17 protein-coding genes are annotated in these 17,528 nt (G+C 73.6%); 8 read left to right on the plus strand and 9 right to left on the minus strand.

The genetic code is table 11. The features are described 5' to 3' along the window. Window positions 1-62 precede the first annotated feature (62 nt). The 3 genes from Q0858_RS11305 to Q0858_RS11315 are packed head-to-tail and all read right to left on the minus strand — an operon-like array spanning window position 63 to window position 2,816. Complete coding sequence (locus tag Q0858_RS11305; RefSeq protein ID WP_299054109.1) at window positions 63-947, minus strand: ABC transporter permease subunit; 885 nt, start codon at window positions 945-947, stop codon at window positions 63-65. Then, window positions 937-1,755, minus strand: coding sequence for an ABC transporter ATP-binding protein (locus tag Q0858_RS11310; RefSeq protein ID WP_299054111.1), 819 nt, complete (start codon window positions 1,753-1,755; stop codon window positions 937-939). Before Q0858_RS11310 ends, Q0858_RS11305 begins: the two co-directional genes overlap by 11 nt. Further along, window positions 1,752-2,816, minus strand: coding sequence for an ABC transporter substrate-binding protein (locus Q0858_RS11315; RefSeq protein ID WP_299054114.1), 1,065 nt, complete (start codon window positions 2,814-2,816; stop codon window positions 1,752-1,754). Before Q0858_RS11315 ends, Q0858_RS11310 begins: the two co-directional genes overlap by 4 nt. A gap of 154 nt (window positions 2,817-2,970) precedes the next feature. On the opposite strand from Q0858_RS11315, the gene Q0858_RS11320 reads away from it, so the two are divergent. The 6 genes from Q0858_RS11320 to Q0858_RS11345 all read left to right on the plus strand — a co-directional run bounded on the left by Q0858_RS11320 (window position 2,971) and on the right by Q0858_RS11345 (window position 7,900). Further along, window positions 2,971-3,750, plus strand: a complete 780-nt coding sequence (locus Q0858_RS11320; RefSeq protein WP_299054117.1) for a sulfite exporter TauE/SafE family protein — start codon at window positions 2,971-2,973, stop codon at window positions 3,748-3,750. Window positions 3,751-3,870: 120 nt separating this feature from the next. Then, window positions 3,871-4,125 carry a hypothetical protein gene (locus tag Q0858_RS11325; protein WP_299054120.1) on the plus strand — a complete coding sequence of 85 codons (255 nt, stop codon included), beginning with the start codon at window positions 3,871-3,873 and terminating at the stop codon, window positions 4,123-4,125. A gap of 42 nt (window positions 4,126-4,167) precedes the next feature. Next, window positions 4,168-4,989, plus strand: coding sequence for a membrane protein insertase YidC (gene yidC, locus Q0858_RS11330; RefSeq protein WP_299054124.1), 822 nt, complete (start codon window positions 4,168-4,170; stop codon window positions 4,987-4,989). Window positions 4,990-5,010: 21 nt separating this feature from the next. Further along, complete coding sequence (locus Q0858_RS11335) at window positions 5,011-5,571, plus strand: hypothetical protein (RefSeq protein ID WP_299054127.1); 561 nt, start codon at window positions 5,011-5,013, stop codon at window positions 5,569-5,571. Between the two features lie 111 nt (window positions 5,572-5,682). Further along, window positions 5,683-6,558 carry a hypothetical protein gene (locus Q0858_RS11340; RefSeq protein ID WP_299054130.1) on the plus strand — a complete coding sequence of 292 codons (876 nt, stop codon included), beginning with the start codon at window positions 5,683-5,685 and terminating at the stop codon, window positions 6,556-6,558. Between the two features lie 10 nt (window positions 6,559-6,568). Next, complete coding sequence (locus Q0858_RS11345) at window positions 6,569-7,900, plus strand: cytochrome P450 (RefSeq protein WP_299054134.1); 1,332 nt, start codon at window positions 6,569-6,571, stop codon at window positions 7,898-7,900. Window positions 7,901-8,006: 106 nt separating this feature from the next. Here the strand turns inward: Q0858_RS11345 and Q0858_RS11350 are convergent, their stop codons facing one another. From Q0858_RS11350 to Q0858_RS11370, 5 genes are all read right to left on the minus strand, one after another. Further along, window positions 8,007-8,276: a hypothetical protein gene (locus Q0858_RS11350; RefSeq protein ID WP_299054137.1), complete on the minus strand. Its 270-nt coding sequence runs from the start codon at window positions 8,274-8,276 to the stop codon at window positions 8,007-8,009. 10 nt (window positions 8,277-8,286) lie between these two features. Continuing rightward, the gene (locus Q0858_RS11355; RefSeq protein ID WP_299054140.1) at window positions 8,287-9,006 is read right to left on the minus strand and encodes an FAD-binding oxidoreductase; all 720 of its coding nucleotides are present in this window, start codon (window positions 9,004-9,006) and stop codon (window positions 8,287-8,289) included. After that, window positions 8,999-9,613: a sulfite oxidase-like oxidoreductase gene (locus Q0858_RS11360; protein WP_299054143.1), complete on the minus strand. Its 615-nt coding sequence runs from the start codon at window positions 9,611-9,613 to the stop codon at window positions 8,999-9,001. The genes Q0858_RS11355 and Q0858_RS11360 overlap by 8 nt, the downstream gene beginning before the upstream one ends. A gap of 88 nt (window positions 9,614-9,701) precedes the next feature. Beyond that, on the minus strand, window positions 9,702-10,763 hold the full coding sequence (locus Q0858_RS11365; RefSeq protein WP_299054145.1) for a 2,3-butanediol dehydrogenase: 1,062 nt from the start codon (window positions 10,761-10,763) through the stop codon (window positions 9,702-9,704). Continuing rightward, window positions 10,760-12,589 (minus strand): NAD(P)/FAD-dependent oxidoreductase, encoded by a 1,830-nt coding sequence (locus Q0858_RS11370; RefSeq protein WP_299054148.1) that lies wholly within the window; start codon window positions 12,587-12,589, stop codon window positions 10,760-10,762. Before Q0858_RS11370 ends, Q0858_RS11365 begins: the two co-directional genes overlap by 4 nt. Window positions 12,590-12,723: 134 nt before the next feature. Between Q0858_RS11370 and Q0858_RS11375 the strand changes: the two genes are divergently transcribed. Together Q0858_RS11375 and Q0858_RS11380 are read left to right on the plus strand one after the other, a co-directional pair. Beyond that, on the plus strand, window positions 12,724-13,941 hold the full coding sequence (locus Q0858_RS11375) for a GAF domain-containing protein (protein ID WP_299054151.1): 1,218 nt from the start codon (window positions 12,724-12,726) through the stop codon (window positions 13,939-13,941). Window positions 13,942-13,996: 55 nt separating this feature from the next. After that, a complete protein-coding gene (locus Q0858_RS11380) occupies window positions 13,997-16,744 on the plus strand; it encodes a hypothetical protein (protein WP_299054153.1) in 2,748 nt (915 codons plus the stop codon). Between the two features lie 9 nt (window positions 16,745-16,753). Here the strand turns inward: Q0858_RS11380 and Q0858_RS11385 are convergent, their stop codons facing one another. Beyond that, window positions 16,754-17,503 (minus strand): IclR family transcriptional regulator, encoded by a 750-nt coding sequence (locus Q0858_RS11385; RefSeq protein ID WP_299054156.1) that lies wholly within the window; start codon window positions 17,501-17,503, stop codon window positions 16,754-16,756. Window positions 17,504-17,528 lie beyond the last annotated feature (25 nt).

The raw sequence follows: 17,528 nt of genomic DNA on the forward strand, positions 1-17,528 counted from the left end.
CGGACGTGCGACGACCCGGCAGGCCCCGTGGGTGGGGGCCGGCCGGGTCGTGTGCGGTGACCTCAGCGTGAGGCGGTGAAGCCCGTCAGCCCGCGGCGGGCGCGGATGCTGTTGGCCAGCGACGAGAAGACGAACGACGCCAGCATGCCCAGGATCAGGATGACGATCATGAGGGCGAGCAGGTTCGACGACTGCCCGTTGGTGGCCGCCTGGTTGAGCTGCGTGCCGAGGGCGGGCACCTCGGGGATCGAGACGATGATCTCGCCGGCCAGCAGCCCGCGCCAGGCGAACGCCCAGCCCTGGCTGAGCCCCGACACGTACGACGGGAGCGCGGCCGGGATGACGACGTACCGGTAGCGGCGCCAGCCCCGCGCGCCGAGCATGTGCCCGGCCCGCAGGTACGCCGGGGGCACGTCGTCGATGCCCGAGATGATGCCGTTCGCGATCGAGGGGATGGCCCCCATGAGGATCACGAAGTAGATCGCCGCGCTGTCGAGCCCGAAGATCAGGATCGCGAAGGGGAACCACACGATCGACGGCATCGTCTGAAGGCCGGTGATCATCGCGCCGATGGCGTTGCGCAGCGGCTTCCACTGCGAGACCGCGATGCCGAGCGCCGTACCGATCACCAGCGACAGCAGGAAGCCCTGCACGCCGCGCATGACGGTGTTCTGCACGCCCATCCAGAAGTTGAACGGGCCGTTGCCGGTGGCCACGAACACCAGGCGCTCGAACGTGTCGGCCGGGGAGGCGAACCGGTAGTCCGGCTTCCAGCCCGAGGTGTAGAGCAGCTGCCAGATCGCCAGGACGATCACGACGGCGGCGACCTTCGGCCAGACCGCCGCGAAGATCTCCTTGCCGCGACCCGGCTTCGCCGCGGCGCGCGCGCCGGGCTCCTTGCCGGCGGGCGGGGCGGTGGTCGGTCGTTCGGTGACGTCAGCGGACATGCCGGGCCACCTCCGTCTTCAGCTCGTCGGTCATGTGGGCGGCCTGCTCGGTCAGGTGGGGGTCGTCCAGGTGCCGCGGACGCGGCAGGTGGACCGGGTAGATCTGCTTCACCCGTCCCGGTCCCGACTCCATGAGCACGGTGCGGTCCGACAGGCGGGCGGCCTCGCGGACGTTGTGCGTCACGAACATCACGGTCAGCCCGAGCTCGGACCACAGCGACTCGATCTCGTCGTGCATCGCGTCGCGGGTCATGGCGTCGAGCGCCGCGAACGGCTCGTCCATGAGGACGATGTCGGCGTCCTGCGCCAGCACGCGCGCCAGGGCGCCGCGCTGCCGCATGCCGCCGGACAGCTCGTGGGGACGCCGGTGGCCCCGGCCGCCGAGGCGGACCTTCTCGAGCAGCTGCTCGACCCGGGGCTTCCGGTCGGCCTTCGCCATGCCGTTCAGGCGCAGCGCGAGGTCGACGTTCTGGGCCAGGGTGAGCCACGGGAAGAGCGTGGCCTCCTGGAACATGAACGCGATCCGCTTGCCGTGGGTGTCCACGGTGCCGGAGGTCGGCTTGTCGAGTCCCGCCACCAGGTTCAGCAGCGTCGACTTGCCGCAGCCACTGGCCCCGAGCAGGCAGACGAACTCGCCCGCGGCGATCTGGAGGTCGACGTCGGAGAGGGCGACGACCTCCTCGGCGCCGCTGCCGAACACCTTGGAGACGCCGCGGATGTCGACCGCGACACCACGGTCGGTCCGCTCCTGGGGCGTCGACGCGGTGGCGGTGCTGTTCGCGAGGGAGCTGCTCGAGACGGTGCTCACGGCGTCGGCACCTCCTGCTCACCGTTCTCGGCGAGGACCTGGTTGAGGATGGTGAGGTCGTAGATGTCGGTCACCGGCGGGGCGCTGTCGAGGCCGTCGAGCAGGTCGACCCCGGCCGCGTCGGTCGCGTCCTCCTCGAGGGAGGCCGCGATCGGGTCGTTGGTGAACTCCAGCTTGTCCCACGCGGCGGCGAGGACGTCGGGCTCGATCGGGGCGTCGGTCAGCTCGGTCACCCGGGCGCCCACCTCGTCGCGCGCGGTGTCGGAGTCGGTGGCGATGAAGTCGTTCGCGGCGACGGTGGCGCGCAGGACGGCCTCGACCTGGTCGGGGTTCTCGTCGAGGAACTCCTTGTTGACCAGCAGGTGGGTGGTGACGAACTGGCCGTCGGTGTCGGGCCACAGCTCCGACTCGTCGACCAGGACCTTGCCGCCCTCGGCGACCAGGATGCTGGCCCACGGCTCGGGGACCCAGGCGCCGGCGATGTTGCCGTCACGGAACTCGTTGACCGCGACCGGGTTGTCGGTCGGGACGATGTTGATGTCGCCGCCGCCCTCCAGGTCGGTCTCGTAGCCCTCGTCGGCGAAGTAGGCGCGGGCCGCGACGTCCTGGGTGTTGCCCAGGCTCGGGGTGGCCACGCGCTCGCCCTCGAGGTCGGCGAGGTCGTCGATGTCGTCCTGGACGACGAGGGACGCGCCACCGGAGGCCGCGCCGGAGACGACGCGGACCGAGTCGGGGCCCTGGACGAAGGCGGTCAGCGCGGGGCCGGGGCCGATGAAGCTCATGGCCAGCGAGCCGTCCTGCACCGCCTGGTAGGCGTCGGAACCGGAGTTGAACTGCTGGTAGCCGGGCTCGGCGTCGACCTCGGCGAGCTGCTCGTCGAAGTAGCCCTCCTGCTCGGCGACGATCGCGGTGGCGTGGGTGATGTTCGGGAAGTAGCCGATCAGCACCTCGTCGACACCCTCCTCGCCACCGCCGCCGGTGGTGGCCTCGGAGCAGCCGGCGAGTCCGGCCGACGCGACGAGGAGCAGGGCCGTGAGGCGCACGGGCGCGGTCTTTCGCATGGACATCCTTCTGGTGGTGGGACGGCGGCATGGCCGCACAGGGGGATGGAGCCGGGCCCGAGCCGACGCCGATAGGGTAAGCCTACATAGATAATGGAGTTACGCCGCACTGTGGTCATTGGCGTGGCGGGATCCGACGGGCAGGGGTGAAGGCGTGGACTGGCAGCGGGACGCCATCGGACTCGTCGCGGGCTTCCTGATCGCGGTCGTCACGAGCCCCGCCGGGGTCTCCGGCGCGGTGTTCCTGCTGCCCGTCCAGCTCACGCTGCTCGACGTCCCGAACCCCCGGCTCACCCCGACGAACCTGCTCTACAACGTGGTCTCCGGGCCGGGGGCGCTGCTGCGCTACGTCCGCCAGAAGCAGGTCGACCGCCCGCTGGTCACCGCGATCGTCACCGGCTCCCTGCCCGGCGTCGTCCTGGGCGCGGTGCTGCGGGTCCACGTCGCCAGCGACCCCACGGTGTTCCGGCTCATCGCCGCGGCCGTGCTGCTGCCCACGGGCCTGCTGGTGCTGCGACGTCGCGCGCCCCGTCCGTCCGGGTCCGGGCCGTCCCGGCGGACGATCGTCGTCCTGGGCTTCGCCACCGGCGTCGTCGGCGGCCTGTACGGCGTCGGCGGCGGCTCCCTGCTCGCCCCGATCCTCGCCGGGTCCGGCATGGCGATGGCCGTGGTCGCGCCCGCGGCGCTCGCCGGCACCTTCGTGACCTCGATCGCCGGCGTCGTCGCCTTCGCGGTGCTCGCCACCGGCAGCAGCGACACGATCTCCCCCGACTGGAGCCTGGGTCTCGCCGCCGGGGTCGGCGGCCTGCTCGGCGGCTACCTGGGCGCCCGGCTCCAGCCGCACGTCCCCGAGCGTCGGCTCAAGGACCTCCTCGGCGTCCTCGCGATCTCGCTGTCCGCGCTGTACGTCGTCCAGGCGCTGCTCGCCCTGTGAGGCTGTGCGGCTGTGCGGCTGTGCGGCTGTGCGGCTGTGCGGCTGTGCGGCTGTGCGGCTGTGCGGCTGTGCGGCTGTGCGGCGCCGGGGTCGCGGGGGTGCGTGGCCTAGGATCGGCCCATGACCGCGGTCGTGGGCGTGCTGCTCGCGCTGGTGCCGTCGCTGACGCTGCTGGCCGAGCCGTCCCTGCCCGCAGCGGTCCTGGCGCTCGCGCTCGCCGCGCTCTGCGCCGGCCGGGCCCGCGGGGCCGTGCTGCGGCTCCCGGTGACGACACGCCCGCCGCGGACGTCGTACGGCGGCACCCCGGTGGTGAGCGGACGGGTCACCGACCCCGACCGCCACCCGCTGCGCCCGCGTGCTCCCGGGACGGCCTGAGCCACCTCAGGCCCTGTCCCGACCCATCCCTGGAGCACACCCGTGTCCCTGCTCGACCCCATCTCCCACGCCCTCGCCGCCGTGGTGGCGACCACCCACGACGGCCTCACCGCGCTCGGCGCCGACCCGGACTCCGGGACGACCTGGGTGCTCTGCATCGCGGCCGTCGTGGTCGTCGTCCGCACCCTCGTGCTGCCCATCGCCGTCCACGGCGTCCGCCTCGCGCACGCCAACGCCCGCGCGAGACCCCACCTCGCCGAGCTGCAGAAGCGGTTCAAGGAGCGGTCCGCCGCGAAGGACCCGAACGCCACCCGCGAGTTCATGGAGGAGCGGCGCCGCATCACCGCGGAGCACGGCGTCTCCCGGTGGGGCTGCCTGCCGCTGCTCGTGCAGATCCCGGTCTGGATCGCGCTCTACCACCTGCTCGCCAACCTGGCCCGCGGCCAGGAGGTCGGTCTGATGGACGCGGGACAGGTCTCCTCGCTGAGGCAGGCCACCCTCGCCGGGGTGCCGCTCGCCGACGCCGGCTACCTCGGCGCCGGTGCCGGCCACCTCGCCGTCGTCGCGGGCCTGGCCGCCACCGCCGCGCTGCTGTCGTACGCCACCCAGCGCTGGCTCGTGCGGCAGAACACGGTGATGACCGACGCGCCCGAGATGATGGTGACGGTCCAGAACACGATGCCGCTGGTCTCCGCCGGCGGGATGCTGCTCGCGGGGGGCGTCGTCCCCGTCGCGCTGCTCGTCTACTGGGTGTGCAGCCAGGTGTGGACCATGGCGCAGTCGGCCGTGGTGTGGCGCTGGTACCCCACGCCCGGCTCACCGGCCGCCGAGCGCGCAGAGGCGAGGACGGCCGCGCGGGCCTGAGATCCCTGCCAGGATGCGCGCATGGTCGCCCACGAACCCGCCCTCGTCGTCACGCAGAAGATCACCATGATGGTGAACCGGTACGACGTCCACCGGCGCGGACCGGACGGGAAGCCGGCCGGTCTGCTCGCCACCGCGCAGCAGAAGCGGATGGCGTTCCGGGAGCAGGTGACCTTCTACTCCGACCCCGACCGTGGCACCCCGGTGTTCGGCTTCCGGGCCCAGCAGCGCGTCGACCTGGGCGCGACGTACGACGTGACCGACACCGGCGGGCAGTCCATCGGGTCGTTCCGCAAGGACTTCAAGCAGAGCCTGCTCCGCACGACGTTCCACCTGTCGACGCCCGCCGTGGAGTCCACGGGACAGGAGCGCAACGCCGCGATCGCGATCATCCGGCGCCTCGTCGACGTCCCGCTGCCCTTCCACTTCGACTTCACCGACGGCGCGGGCCAGCCGGTGATGAGCAGCACGAAGAAGTTCGGGGTGCGCGACACCTACCTCGTCGACGTGCCGGACCAGCGCCTGGACTGGCGGGTCGCGGCCGCGATGGCCGTGGGGCTGGACGCCCTGATGGCGCGCTGAGGGGCCGCCCTGCTCGCCGCCGCCTCACCGGCCCCACACCCGGTCCTCACCCGGGTCACAGGTTCGGGGGTTCTGCCGCCGGGTGACAGGGGGTCGGGCAGGGTGGGGGAGATGATCTCGGTACGGGTCGCCCCCCTCGTCGTCCTCGCTGCTGCCGCAGCGCTCCTCCTGCCGCCGCCGGCCACCGCCGCCGCGCCCCCCGAGCCGGTGGCGGGGTCGGTCGTCACCTTCTTCGCCCACAACGTCGCCGGCCGCACCCAGGGCAACAACGGCCGCGTCGACCCCGTCGCGGGCGACCTGGTCCGGTCGATCCGTCGCGAGCAGCCGTACGCCGGCGCCCTCAACGAGATCTGCGGCAACCAGGCCCGCGCCGTGGACCGCCGCCTGACCGGCTACCGCGTCGAGTTCTTCGGCAAGGGCCGCGCCTGCCCCGGCGGCGTCGAGTTCGGCAACGCCGTCGTGATCCGCAACGGCCCGGCCACCCGTCGTCGCGTCGTGCTGCCCACGAGCGAGGGCTCCCGCGAGCTGGTGTGCGTCAGCCGCCGCAGCTCCCGCGTCGCCGCCTGCTCCACCCACCTCACCGCCGAGCGCAGCCGCGGCTACGACCGCGTCGCGCAGGCGAAGCGGGTGGCCGAGGTGACGGAGGGCTACGTGCGGCGCGGCTTCGCGACGTACGTCGGTGGCGACTTCAACGACCAGCCGGCCACGAACACGCTCGACCCGATGTACCGGCCCGGGTACGGCGGCGGCGCCCACGGCATCTTCACCGAGAGCGACGGCTGCTGCGGCCGCGACGGCGAGCCCACGCTGGGCACCGCGAAGTTCGACTACGGCTTCGTGTCCTGGCAGTGGCGCCTGCTGCGCGAAGGTCGTCGACGCGCCGCACAGCGACCACGACCAGCTGTGGACGACGGTCCGCCGCAAGTAGCGGCCCCACCGGCACCGGTGAGGCCCACGTCACTGTCGGAGCACGGGTGTTCACGGTAAGACTGGACCCATGAGCCCGGTCGACACCCACCTCCGCCCGACCGCACGCTGGGTGCTCGGCCACGCGCTGCCCAGCCGGGCCATGCGGGCCGCGGGGCGCCGCGGGGACCTGCAGGGGCAGCTGCTCGAGCACGACGTGGCCGCCAGCGAGACCCGCCTGCAGGAGATCGCCGAGGCCGCCCGGGTGGGCGGTCCGCTGCACCGGGCGAAGTTCGTCCGGCTGACCGCCTCCCTCCCGACGGTCAAGGAGGTGCTGGGCAGCAACGACTTCGCCACCGGGGTCTTCGACATCGAGCAGGGTCCGCTGCGCCGGGTGGGCGCCTGGGCGAAGGCGACCGACCAGCTCGGCCCGCTCCAGCCGCCGTCGCTGCTGGTGAGCGAGCCGCCCTCGCACACCCGCTACCGCAAGCTCGTCACCCGCGTGTTCTCCGTCAGGGCCGTCGAGGCGCTGCGCGGACGCACCGAGGAGATCGCGGCCCAGCTGCTCGACGAGCTGGCGTCGTCCGCCGGTCCGGGCGGCGAGGTCGACCTCGTGGAGCGGTACTGCGCGATGCTGCCCGTGACCGTGATCGCCGAGATCCTCGGCGTCCCCGCCTCGGAGCGGGAGCGCGTGCTCGAGTTCGGCGCTGCCGCCGCCCCGAGCCTCGACATCGGGCTCGGCTACCGCGAGTTCCGGCACGTCGAGCGCTCGCTCGCGGCGTTCCGGGACTGGCTCGCCGCGCACCTCGCGAGCCTGCGCGACACCCCCGGCGACGACCTGATGAGCCGCCTCGTCGCCGAGCAGGAGGACGGCGTCGGCCTCACCGACGCCGAGCTCGAGGCGACGGCCGGCCTCGTCCTCGCGGCCGGGTTCGAGACCACCGTGAACCTGCTCGGCAACGGCACCGTCCTGCTGCGCGAGCACCCCGACCAGCTCGCGCGGCTCCGCGCCGAGCCCGACCTGTGGCCCAACGCGGTCGACGAGGTCCTGCGCATCGACCCGCCGGTGCTGCTCACGGGCCGCGTCGCCAGCCGCGACACCAACGTCGCGGGCGAGGCCGTCCGCCGCGGCGAGGTCGTCACGACGTTCCTCGCCGGCGCGAACCGCGACCCCGACGTCTTCGACGACCCGGACGTCTTCGACGTCGCCCGCCCCAACGCCCGCGACCACGTCTCGTTCTCGTCCGGTCGGCACTACTGCCTCGGCGCGGCCCTCGCGCGGATGGAGGGCGAGGTCGGCCTGCGGGCGCTGTTCGAGCGCCACCCCGACCTCGCGCTCCGGCCCGGCCGGCGGCGCCGGCGTACGCGGATCCTGCGGGGCTGGGCCACGCTGCCGGTCACCCTCGGCGAGCCGGCCGCGTGAGGGTGGCGGAGAACGTGGCGGAGAACGGGACGAAGGGCACTCGAGCGGCCGTTCCGGGCCCGGATCAGGGGCTTCGTCCCGTTGTGCGCGACGGCCGGTCCGCGACCTAGCTCCAGGAGGCCATGACCACGCAGAGCTCGTTGCCCCCGGGGTCGGCCAAGCCGTCGCCGGCGAGCGAGCTGAAGAAGGGGCGGCCCTCGAGGAACGTGCTGGGGTGGAGGACGAACCTCAGCGCGAACCCGACGCCATCGGGTGCCACGAGCGCGGGCGCGCCTCGCAGGACCGAGACGTCCTCGGTGAGCAGGCCACCCCAGAACGCCGCGAGCCGGTCGGGGTCGGGGGAGCCGACGGTCAAGGCCGTGACGTCGCAGACCATGACCGCATCCTCACCCTGTCGGGCCGAACTGCTCCACCCTGATCACGTCGCGCCGCACGCCGACCTCGCCGAGCAGGCGCACGCCGTACGACGCGAAGCCGGGGGAGCCGCAGACGTAGGCCCGCTCGACGCCCTCGGCCAGCGGCGCCACCTCATCCGGGTACGGCGTCGCGGCCACCCGGTCGCGTCCGTCGACGACGGAGTTCTCCCGCGTCGTGGCCACGAACGCGCCGTGGGCGAGCAGCTCGTCGGCGTACGGCAGCTCGGCCAGCGTGCGGGTCACCACCACGACGCGCAGCCGGTCGTGCACGCCGAGCGCGCGGGCGTGCCGCAGCATCGAGACGACCGGGACGACGCCCGTCCCGCCGACCACCGCGATGCTCGGCGTCCGTCCGCCCCAGGTGAACCAGCGCCCGATCGGCCCCCGCACCTCCACGGTGTCGCCGACGCGCGCCTCCTCGTGCAGGTGGCCCGAGACCTCGCCGTCCGGCATCGACTCGACGCACAGCTCGAGCAGCTCGTCGCCGGGGGCGGAGGCGACCGAGTACGACCGCTGGGCGGTGTAGCCGTCCTCGGCCCGCAACCGCACCACGCAGTGCTGGCCCGCGGCGTGCGTGAAGGGGGTCTCCAGCGCGAGGCGGAGGTAGGCGAGCCGCCCGTCGCGCCGGACCTGGTCGAGGGTCCCCGTCGTCCACGCGCCGGGGATCTCCGGCGTCCCGGGCTCAGGCATCCCCGACGTACCGCTGCTCGGTCCAGGGGTCGCCGAGGTCGTGGTAGCCGTAGCGCTCCCAGAACCCCGGCCGGTCGACGTCGGTCAGCTCGATCCGGGAGACCCACTTCGCGGACTTCCAGAAGTACAGGTGCGGCACCAGCAGGCGCAGCGGCCCGCCGTGCTCGGGCGGCAGCGGGCGTCCCTCGTGGTCCCAGACGACCCAGGCGCGGCCGCCGGTGACGTGCTCGAGCGGGAGGTTGGTCGTGTAGCCGGTCACGGACTCCGCCACCACGTGGGTGGCGCGCTCCAGCGGGCCTGCGGCCTCGAGCAGGACGTCGAGGGAGACGCCGGTGAAGCGGGTGCCGAGCTTGGACCAGCTCGTCACGCAGTGGATGTCCCCGGCGTACGTCGAGTGCGGGAGCGCCTGCAGCTCGGCGAGCGACCAGGTGGTCGCCGTGGCGACGAGCCCGTCGAGGGTGACGGAGACCTGCTCGGGGCGCAGGTGGGGCTCGGCCTCGGCGGTGAGCACGGGCCAGCCGTCGCCGACGTCGTGCTGGCCGGGGGGCAGGCGACCCTCGCGGTCGACGGGCCGCCGGCGTCCGGTGAATCCACGGGTGACGGGCACGGGACCAGTCTCCCGTGCCCGCCAGCCGCCGCCAACCGCCGCCCGTCGCCGCCCGTCGCCGCCCGTCGCCGCGGGCGGGGCCGCGGGGTCAGTCCGCGGGGCTCACGAGGATCTTGACGTTCTCCTCCTTGTTGTCGATCAGCTCGCGGAAGCCCTGCTCGACGATGTCGTCGAGGCCGATGCGACCGGTGATGAACTGGAACGGGTCGACCTTGCCGTCGGCCACCAGCGCGATCGTGGCGGGGTGGTCGTCGCAGTAGGCGAGGCTGCCGCGCACGGCGACCTCGTTGAAGACGAGGTCGTTCATGGCGACCGTCGCCTCGTGGCCCCAGATGGCGACGTTGACGCAGGTGCCGCCGGCCCGGGTGGACCGGATCGCCGTCGCGAGGACCTGGTCGATCCCGGCGCACTCGAAGGACACGTCGGCCCGTCGACCCTGCGTGATCTCGGCGACCGCCTCCACGACGTCGACCTCGCGGGGGTCGAGCACGTGGTCGGCGCCGGCCCCGTGGGCCTTCTCCTTCCGGGCGCGCGCGGGCTCGACGACGATCACCTCCTCGACCCCGACCGCCTTCAGCGAGGCGGTCGTGACGAGGCCGATGGGGCCGGCGCCGAAGACCACCGCCGAGTGGGACGGTTGCGCCCCCGAGAGCCGCACCGCGTGGTACGCCACGGCCAGCGGCTCCACCAGGGCCCCCACGTCGGTGCCGAGCTCGCCGAGCGGGTGGATCCAGCGGCGCTCGGCGACGACGTACCTCGAGAAGCCGCCACCGCCGCCCGAGAGCCCGACGAAGCCGAGGGTCGCGCACACGTTGTAGCGACCTTGCCGGCAGGCGTCGCAGCGGCCGCACACGATGTACGGCTCGACGACCACCCGGTCCCCCACCCGGAGGTCGGTGACCCCCTCGCCGAGCTCGACGACGACCCCCGCGAACTCGTGACCGAGCACGATCGGCGCGCCCTCACCCGTCAACGGGTGCGGGGCCTCCTGGGTGGGCGCGAAGATCGGGCCCTCCAGGTACTCGTGCAGGTCGGTGCCGCAGATGCCGCACCACTCCACCTCGACCTTGACGGTGCCGGCGAGGGTGGCGGGCTCGGGGATCTCGTCGACGCGCACGTCGCCGCGGGCGTGGAACCGGGCGGCCCTCATGAGGTGTGGTGCACTTCCTGCTTGCCCCACACCGGGGTGTCCATGCCCTCGAAGCGCGCCTTCAGCTGCAGCGCCAGGTAAAGGGAGTAGTGGCGCGACTGGTGGAGGTTGCCGCCGTGCATCCACAGGTTGTCGACCTGCGTCGGCTTCCACATGTTGCGCTGCTCGCCCTCCCAGGGGCCGGGGTCCTTGGTGGTGTCGGAGCCGAGGCCCCAGCACTTGCCGAGGCGGTCCGCGGTCTCCTGGTCGACGATCTCGGCGACCCACCCGTTCATCGAGTTGTAGCCGGTCGCGAACACGACGAGGTCGGCCGGCAGCTCGGTGCCGTCCTCGAGGACGACGGCGTCCTCGGTGAGGTGGGAGATCTGGCCCTTCGCCAGCTTGACGTCGCCGTTGGCGACGAGCTCCGCGGCGCCCACGTCGATGTAGTAGCCGGAGCCCCGGCGCAGGTACTTCATGAACAGGCCCGACCCGTCGTCCCCCCAGTCGTGGTCGAAGCCGGCGGCCTCGAGGCGCTCGTAGAAGTCCTTGTCGCGCTCCGCCATCTGCTGGTACGCCGGGATCTGGAACTGGTGGAGGATCCGGTAGGGCAGCGACGCGAAGGTCATGTCGGCCTTCTCGGTCGTCATCCCCGCCTCGAGCGCCCGCTCGGAGTAGAGGTCACCGAGGCCGATGTCCATCAGCGAGTCGGACTTCACGATGTGCGTCGAGCTCCGCTGCACCATCGTGACGTCGACGTCGTTCTCCCACAGCGCCCCGCAGATGTCGAAGGAGGAGTTGTTGGAGCCGATGACGACGGCCTTCTTGCCCCGGTAGGCGTCCGGGCCGGGGTGCGCCGAGGAGTGGTGGACGTCGCCGCGGAACACGTCGGTGCCCTCGACCTCGGGCATCCGCGGCCGCCCGGACATGCCGGTCGCGAAGACGACGTGCTGCGGGGTCAGCTTGAGGGTGGTGCCCTCGCGCTCGACCTCGACCTCCCACTCGCCCTGGGCCTCGTTCCACTGAGCCGAGAGCGCCTTGGTGGAGGACCAGTACGGGACCTCCATGATCTTCACGTACGACTCCAGCCAGTCGCCGATCTTGTCCTTGGGCGCGAAGACGGGCCAGTTGTCGGGGAACTTCAGGTACGGCAGGTGGTCGTACCAGACCGGGTCGTGCAGGCAGAGGCTCTTGTAGCGGCTGCGCCACTGGTCGCCGGGCCGCGGCCGCTTGTCGATGACCAGGCTCGGGACGCCGAGCTGCCGCAGGCGGGCGCCGAGGGCGATGCCGCCCTGGCCGCCGCCGATGACGAGGACGTAGGGCTGGGTCGTCGTCCCCAGCGACTCGGCCTCCTCCTGGCGCTGCTCGGCCCAGGTCTTGCGCTCCTTGTTGGCGCCGTGCTCCGCGCCCATCGGGCGGTGGGTGCCGCGGGGCTCCTCGTGGCCCTTGAGCTCGTACATCGAGGTGAGCAGCGTGAACGCCTTGTCCTCGCCGTTCTCGTCGACGAGCCGCAGGAGGCCCCAGCCCCGGCCGACGGCGGTCTCGAAGCCGATCCAGGCGGTGACGACGCCGTCGGCCTCGGTGGCCGGCTCCGTGGTCGCGAAGCCGGAGGGTCGCGTCCGCTCGAGGGTGCCGCCCAGCAGGTCCGCGACGCCGGCCGGGTGCTCGACGGTCGTGATGTTCCAGGTGAAGGAGATGAGGTCGCGCCAGTAGCTCTCGGCGGCGAACATCCCCGACGCGCGCTCGACGTCGCCGGAGGTCAGGGCGTTCTCGAAGCCCGACAGCCAGGCGTTCGCCCGGTCGTCGGCGGTGCCCTCGCTCGTGGGGCGCTCCAATGTCTCGGTCATGGGTCTCCTCGGACGGCTCGTGTGGTCGGGCTCACACAACTCCCTCCGGCGCGGCAGCGGAAGGGTTGCAGCGCGTTGCAATCCGGGCCGTTCGGCCTGTGGCCCCGATCACACCGCGGACGTAGGCTCCGCGCATGACGGTCCAGGCCCCGGTGACGCCGACGGCAGCGGTGCGAGCCGGCACGGACCTCGACCTGCACGCCCGGTCGCTGCGTCGCGTGCACGACGCGTTCATGGGCGGGTCGTCGCGGGCCACCGGCCCCCGCCCGGTCGTCACGCGGTCGTGGCAGCGCGTGCTCGAGCTGGGCCTCGACCCGAGCCAGACCAACCCCCGCGGGCCGGTCGTCGCCGCCGAGCTCGAGCGGCGGCGCCGCACGTCGCCGCTGGCGCTGGTCGTCGACGAGATCCGCTCGGTTCTCACCAGCGTCGCGGACGCCGCCCACTTCATCGTGGTCGTCACCGACGCGGACGGCGTCATCCTGTGGCGCGAGGGCTCGCCGGGCGTCCTGCGCCAGGCCGACCGTCTCGGGTTCCTCGAGGGCTCCGCCTGGACCGAGGGCCAGGTCGGCACCAACGCCATCGGGACGGCGCTCGCCGAGCAGGCCCCCGTCCAGCTGTTCTCCGCCGAGCACTTCGAGACCGACCAGCACCCCTGGTACTGCACGGCGGCGCCGGTGCACGACCCGCGCACCGGGGCGCTGCTGGGGATCGTCGACGTCAGCGGTCCGGCGCTGACGTTGCACCCCGCCCTGATCGCGCTCGTCGACACCGCCACCCGGCTCGCCGAGGCGCAGCTGCTGCACCGTCACGAGGAGCGGCTGCGCGGCCTGCGCCGCTCCGCCGAGCACGTGCTCGCCGGGCTCTCGGGGCCCCACCTGCTGGTGGACGACCACGGCTGGGTCGCCCACCACTCCGGGGTCACGGTGCGGGACCGGATCGCCGTCCCGAGCGAGCACCGCGCCCTCGCCGTCCCGGGGCTGGGGCTGTGCCTGCCCGAGCGCCTCGCCCAGGGCTGGCTCGTCCGGCCCCGCGGCGAGCGCCTGGCCGTGACCGCCCGGATCGTGCGCCGCGACGGCCGCGCCGTCCTCGAGGTCGACGGCAGCGGCGGGGCCGAGGGCTGGCACACGCCGCTGTCGCCGCGCCACGAGACGCTGCTGCGGGCGCTGCACGCCGCGGGACCCGACGGTCTGACCGCCGCCGACCTCTCCCGCCGGCTGTACGGCGACGACGAGCACCAGGTCACCGTCCGCGCCGAGGTCTCCCGCCTGCGGCGCGTGGCCGGCGCGCTCGTCGCGACCTCGCCGTACCGGGTGGCGGACGGCGTCCACCTCGATCTCGACCCGGAGGGGTGACAACGGCTCCCTCGCCGTGGTCCTCTCTCTCCGCGCCTACGGAGCGGAGCCCACGATGAGCCGTCACACCCGCCCCCGACGGCTCCGCGCCGCCGCCACCGTCGTCCTGGCTGCGGCCCTCACGCTGACCGCGGGTCCGGTGGCCTCGGCCGAGCCCGACCCGGCCGGTCCCGGGGTCGCGGTGGGCGGGAGCCGGTGGAGCGTCACCCCGCTCGGTGGGGGCGCGTACGAGGTGTCGTGGACCTCGCCGCGGCGGTTCCCCCTCACCTCCGACCGGCCGACGATCACCGGGCCGGACGGGCCGGTGGGGATCTCCACCGTGCGCGAGGACGGGCGGACCGTCGTCGCGTCGGTCCGCTCCGAGGGCGAGCCGGACGTCGACACGCTCGACGTCGTTCTCTCCGGGGACCGGCTCGACGAGCCCGGCGTCGACGCGCTGAGCGAGGCGACCCCGGGGTCGGCGGCGACCCCGGCCCCCCGTCGTACGACGGAGCTGGCGGTGGACCCGGCCGCACCCGGTGCGTTCGACGTGGTCACCGACGACTACGAGCTCGACCCGGTGAAGCTGCCGGGGATGCGGCAGCCGATCGAGATGGTCGGCCACACCGTCGAGCCCGCGCCCGACGCGGCCACCGGGCCCCGGCCGCTGGTGCTGTTCCTCCACGGTCGCCACGCGGTCTGCTACCGGCCGGACAAGCCCGACGCGTACACCGGGCAGTGGCCCTGCCCGGCGCCGTTCGAGGAGATCCCGAGCCAGCTCGGGTACGACTACATGCAGCGCCGACTGGCCTCGCAGGGCTACGCGACGGTGTCGATCCGGGTCAACGGCATCAACGCGCAGGACTTCCGCCTCGCCGACGGGGGCGCCGACGCGCGCGCGGCGATCGTGCAGCGCCACCTCGACCACTGGGCCGGCATGGCCCTCGAGCGCCAGGTCGACCTCGACCAGGTCGTGCTCGTCGGGCACAGCCGCGGCGGTGAGGGGGTCGACCGGGCGTCCATCCAGGTGCCGCTCGACGCGCCGTACCGGATCGCGGGGCAGGTCCTGCTCGCGCCGACGGACTTCGGCACCCAGACCGCGCCGTACGTCCCGACCGTGACGGTGCTGCCCTACTGCGACGGCGACGTCTACGACCTCCAGGGCCAGCGGTTCACGGACTCCTCCCGCGACCTCGGCCTCGGCGACGACTCGTCGCTGAAGAGCTCGGTGCTGGTCCTGGGCGCCAACCACAACTTCTTCAACACCGAGTGGACGCCGGGGATCGCCGTGGCGCCCGCCAACGACGACTGGTTCGGCGGCGGGAGGGGCAACGAGGTCTGCGGCAGGCGCTCGCCGACCCGGCTGAGCGCGGGGGAGCAGCGCAAGGTCGGCGTCGCGTACGTCGCCGGCGCCGTCCAGCTCTTCACCGGTCGCGACGAGGCCGCGGTGCTGCCGTTGTACGACGGGTCGACGGTGGTGCCTCCCTCGATCGGTGACGCGGAGGTCCTCTCCCACGCCATCGGCGGTGGCCGTGAGCTGCGCCGCCCCGCGCTCGACGCCGGACTGTCGCTCGCCGACGGGGCCACGAGCCGCTTCTGCCGGGGGGTGACGGCCGAGGGGTCCGCGAACGCCTGCGGCACCAGCCGCCGGCTCCGCGGGAACGCGCCGCACTGGTACGACGACTTTGAGTACGCGCCTCCGCGGACGGCGTTCGAGATGACGTGGGACGCGACGGGACAGAGCGCCGGCATGGTCCTGCGTCGTCCGCTGGACCTCTCCGAGGACCGGCTCGAGCTGCGCACGATCGTCGACCCCACCGTCGGTGACGCCCGGATCCGGCTGCGCCTGACCGACGCCGACGGTGGGACGGCGACCGTGACCCCGCAGGGTGGCGGGCTCGTCCCGGCCCTCCCGCTCGACCGGTACGTGGGCAAGCGCTGGGCCCAGACCGTCCTCGCGGACGCGTCGTCGGCCCCCGGGCTCGACGCGTCGCGCGTCACCCGCGTCGACCTCGTGGCGCGCAACGGCCGGGGTCACGTGTGGGTGCTGGACGTCGCGGCGGCGCCGACCACGCTGGCGGCCGTGCCTGAGCGGCGTGCCGCCACGGTCAGCCTCGGGTCGGTCACGGTGGCGGAGGGCGACGGGAACGGGCCGGCGACGGCACGGGTGCCCTTCACCGTGGATGGGACCCTGACACGGCCCGCCCGCCTGACCATCGGCCTGGAGTCCTACCTGCAGTCGCCGGAGCAGCAGTCCCGGATCCGTCTCGACCTGGCCCCCGGCCAGACCGAGGGGTCGATCCCGCTCACCTACCGCGCGAACGACCTCGACGACGACGGGGGCGAGGAGGGCGACGGGCGGGCCGCCTTCCTCAGTGCCTTCGCGGTGCGCGGTGCGATGACCGACGTCTACGACGGCCGGGTCGTCGTGGAGGACGACGACCCCAGCCCCGGGACGACGACCAGGACCCCCCGTCGGGTCCGGGAGGGGCAGCCCATCACCGCCACCGTCACCCTGTCCGAGCCGGTCGGCTACCCCGTCTACGTGAACGTCCAGCCCACCCGCGGCCGCGGGCCGCAGCTGGCGGTCGGCGACCTCCCGTCGGCGTGGGTGAAGCGCCACGTCCTCCGCCCCGGTCCGCCGGGCACCCCGCTCCACTCGCGCGAGACGAACATCGGGGGCACGGTGCGACCGGGGAGGACGTCGGTGACCGTGACGATCCCGACCCGCAGGGACGGCCGGGACGAGGGGGTCGAGGAGCTGACCGCCGTCGTCCGCAGCCAGCTCGGGGCCGAGCGCCGCACGATCAGGGTCGTCGACTAGGTCGGGCCCTCAGCAGCTCGCGCCGAGAGCCCGGCTGAGCTCGCGTGCGGCGTCGCGGCAGTCCGGCAGCGTCGCCGTCATCGCGGCCCGGTCCCAGCGGGTCGCGGGGCCGGTGACCGAGAGGGTCGCGTGCACGTCGCCGTGGGCGTCGTGCACCGCGACGGCGAGGGTGTTGACCCCGGCGATGGTCTCGCCGAGCGCGGCGGCGTACCCGTCGGCGCGGCAGCGCTCCACCAGCCGGACGAGCTCGTCGGGCGGGGGAGGGGCGGCCGGGGTCAGGGTCGCCCCGTCGCGGGCGTGCGCGACCCTTCGTACCTCGTCGTCCGTGCGGGCCGCGAGGACCACCCGTGACGGGGCCCCGCACCACAGGGGGAGGGGGCGGCCGATCTCGAAGGTGCGACGCAGCTCGGAGCGGCTCTCGACCTGCTCGACGTGGAGGATCTCGTCGCCGACGGGCGTGGACAGCCCGACGGTCTCGCCGGTGACGTCGCGCAGCCGCGTCATGACCGGGATGGCGGTCGCGCGGAGGTCGATGCGTCGGCGGTACGCCGTCCCGAGGGCCAGGGTGCGCGGGCCGAGGGCGTAGGCGCCGGAGTGGTGCTTCTCGGCCAGACCCACCTCGACGAGGCTCGCCAGCGACCGCTGGACGGCGCTCTTCGAGAGGCCGGTCGTCTCCGCGAGCGCCCGGATCGACTGGGCGGGCTCGCCCCGGGCGAGCTCGTCGAGCAGGGTCACGGCGCGGCGCAGCTGCTCGCTCACCTCGGTTCCTCCTCCCCCGTGCGCG

Source organism: uncultured Nocardioides sp. (assembly GCF_947489365.1).
Taxonomy (GTDB): Bacteria; Actinomycetota; Actinomycetes; order Propionibacteriales; family Nocardioidaceae; genus Nocardioides.

Excerpts from the sequence above, each read along its gene's own strand:
- Q0858_RS11350 (WP_299054137.1), bottom strand. The coding sequence starts at position 8,276 with ATGGTCTGCGACGTCACGGCCTTGACCGTCGGCTCCCCCGACCCCGAC.
- Q0858_RS11355 (WP_299054140.1), bottom strand. The coding sequence starts at position 9,006 with ATGCCTGAGCCCGGGACGCCGGAGATCCCCGGCGCGTGGACGACGGGG.
- Q0858_RS11365 (WP_299054145.1), bottom strand. The coding sequence starts at position 10,763 with ATGAGGGCCGCCCGGTTCCACGCCCGCGGCGACGTGCGCGTCGACGAG.
- Q0858_RS11335 (WP_299054127.1), top strand. The coding sequence starts at position 5,011 with ATGGTCGCCCACGAACCCGCCCTCGTCGTCACGCAGAAGATCACCATG.
- Q0858_RS11345 (WP_299054134.1), top strand. The coding sequence starts at position 6,569 with ATGAGCCCGGTCGACACCCACCTCCGCCCGACCGCACGCTGGGTGCTC.
- Q0858_RS11375 (WP_299054151.1), top strand. The coding sequence starts at position 12,724 with ATGACGGTCCAGGCCCCGGTGACGCCGACGGCAGCGGTGCGAGCCGGC.
- Q0858_RS11325 (WP_299054120.1), top strand. The coding sequence starts at position 3,871 with ATGACCGCGGTCGTGGGCGTGCTGCTCGCGCTGGTGCCGTCGCTGACG.
- Q0858_RS11370 (WP_299054148.1), bottom strand. The coding sequence starts at position 12,589 with ATGACCGAGACATTGGAGCGCCCCACGAGCGAGGGCACCGCCGACGAC.
- Q0858_RS11340 (WP_299054130.1), top strand. The coding sequence starts at position 5,683 with ATGATCTCGGTACGGGTCGCCCCCCTCGTCGTCCTCGCTGCTGCCGCA.
- Q0858_RS11380 (WP_299054153.1), top strand. The coding sequence starts at position 13,997 with ATGAGCCGTCACACCCGCCCCCGACGGCTCCGCGCCGCCGCCACCGTC.
- Q0858_RS11305 (WP_299054109.1), bottom strand. The coding sequence starts at position 947 with ATGTCCGCTGACGTCACCGAACGACCGACCACCGCCCCGCCCGCCGGC.
- Q0858_RS11315 (WP_299054114.1), bottom strand. The coding sequence starts at position 2,816 with ATGCGAAAGACCGCGCCCGTGCGCCTCACGGCCCTGCTCCTCGTCGCG.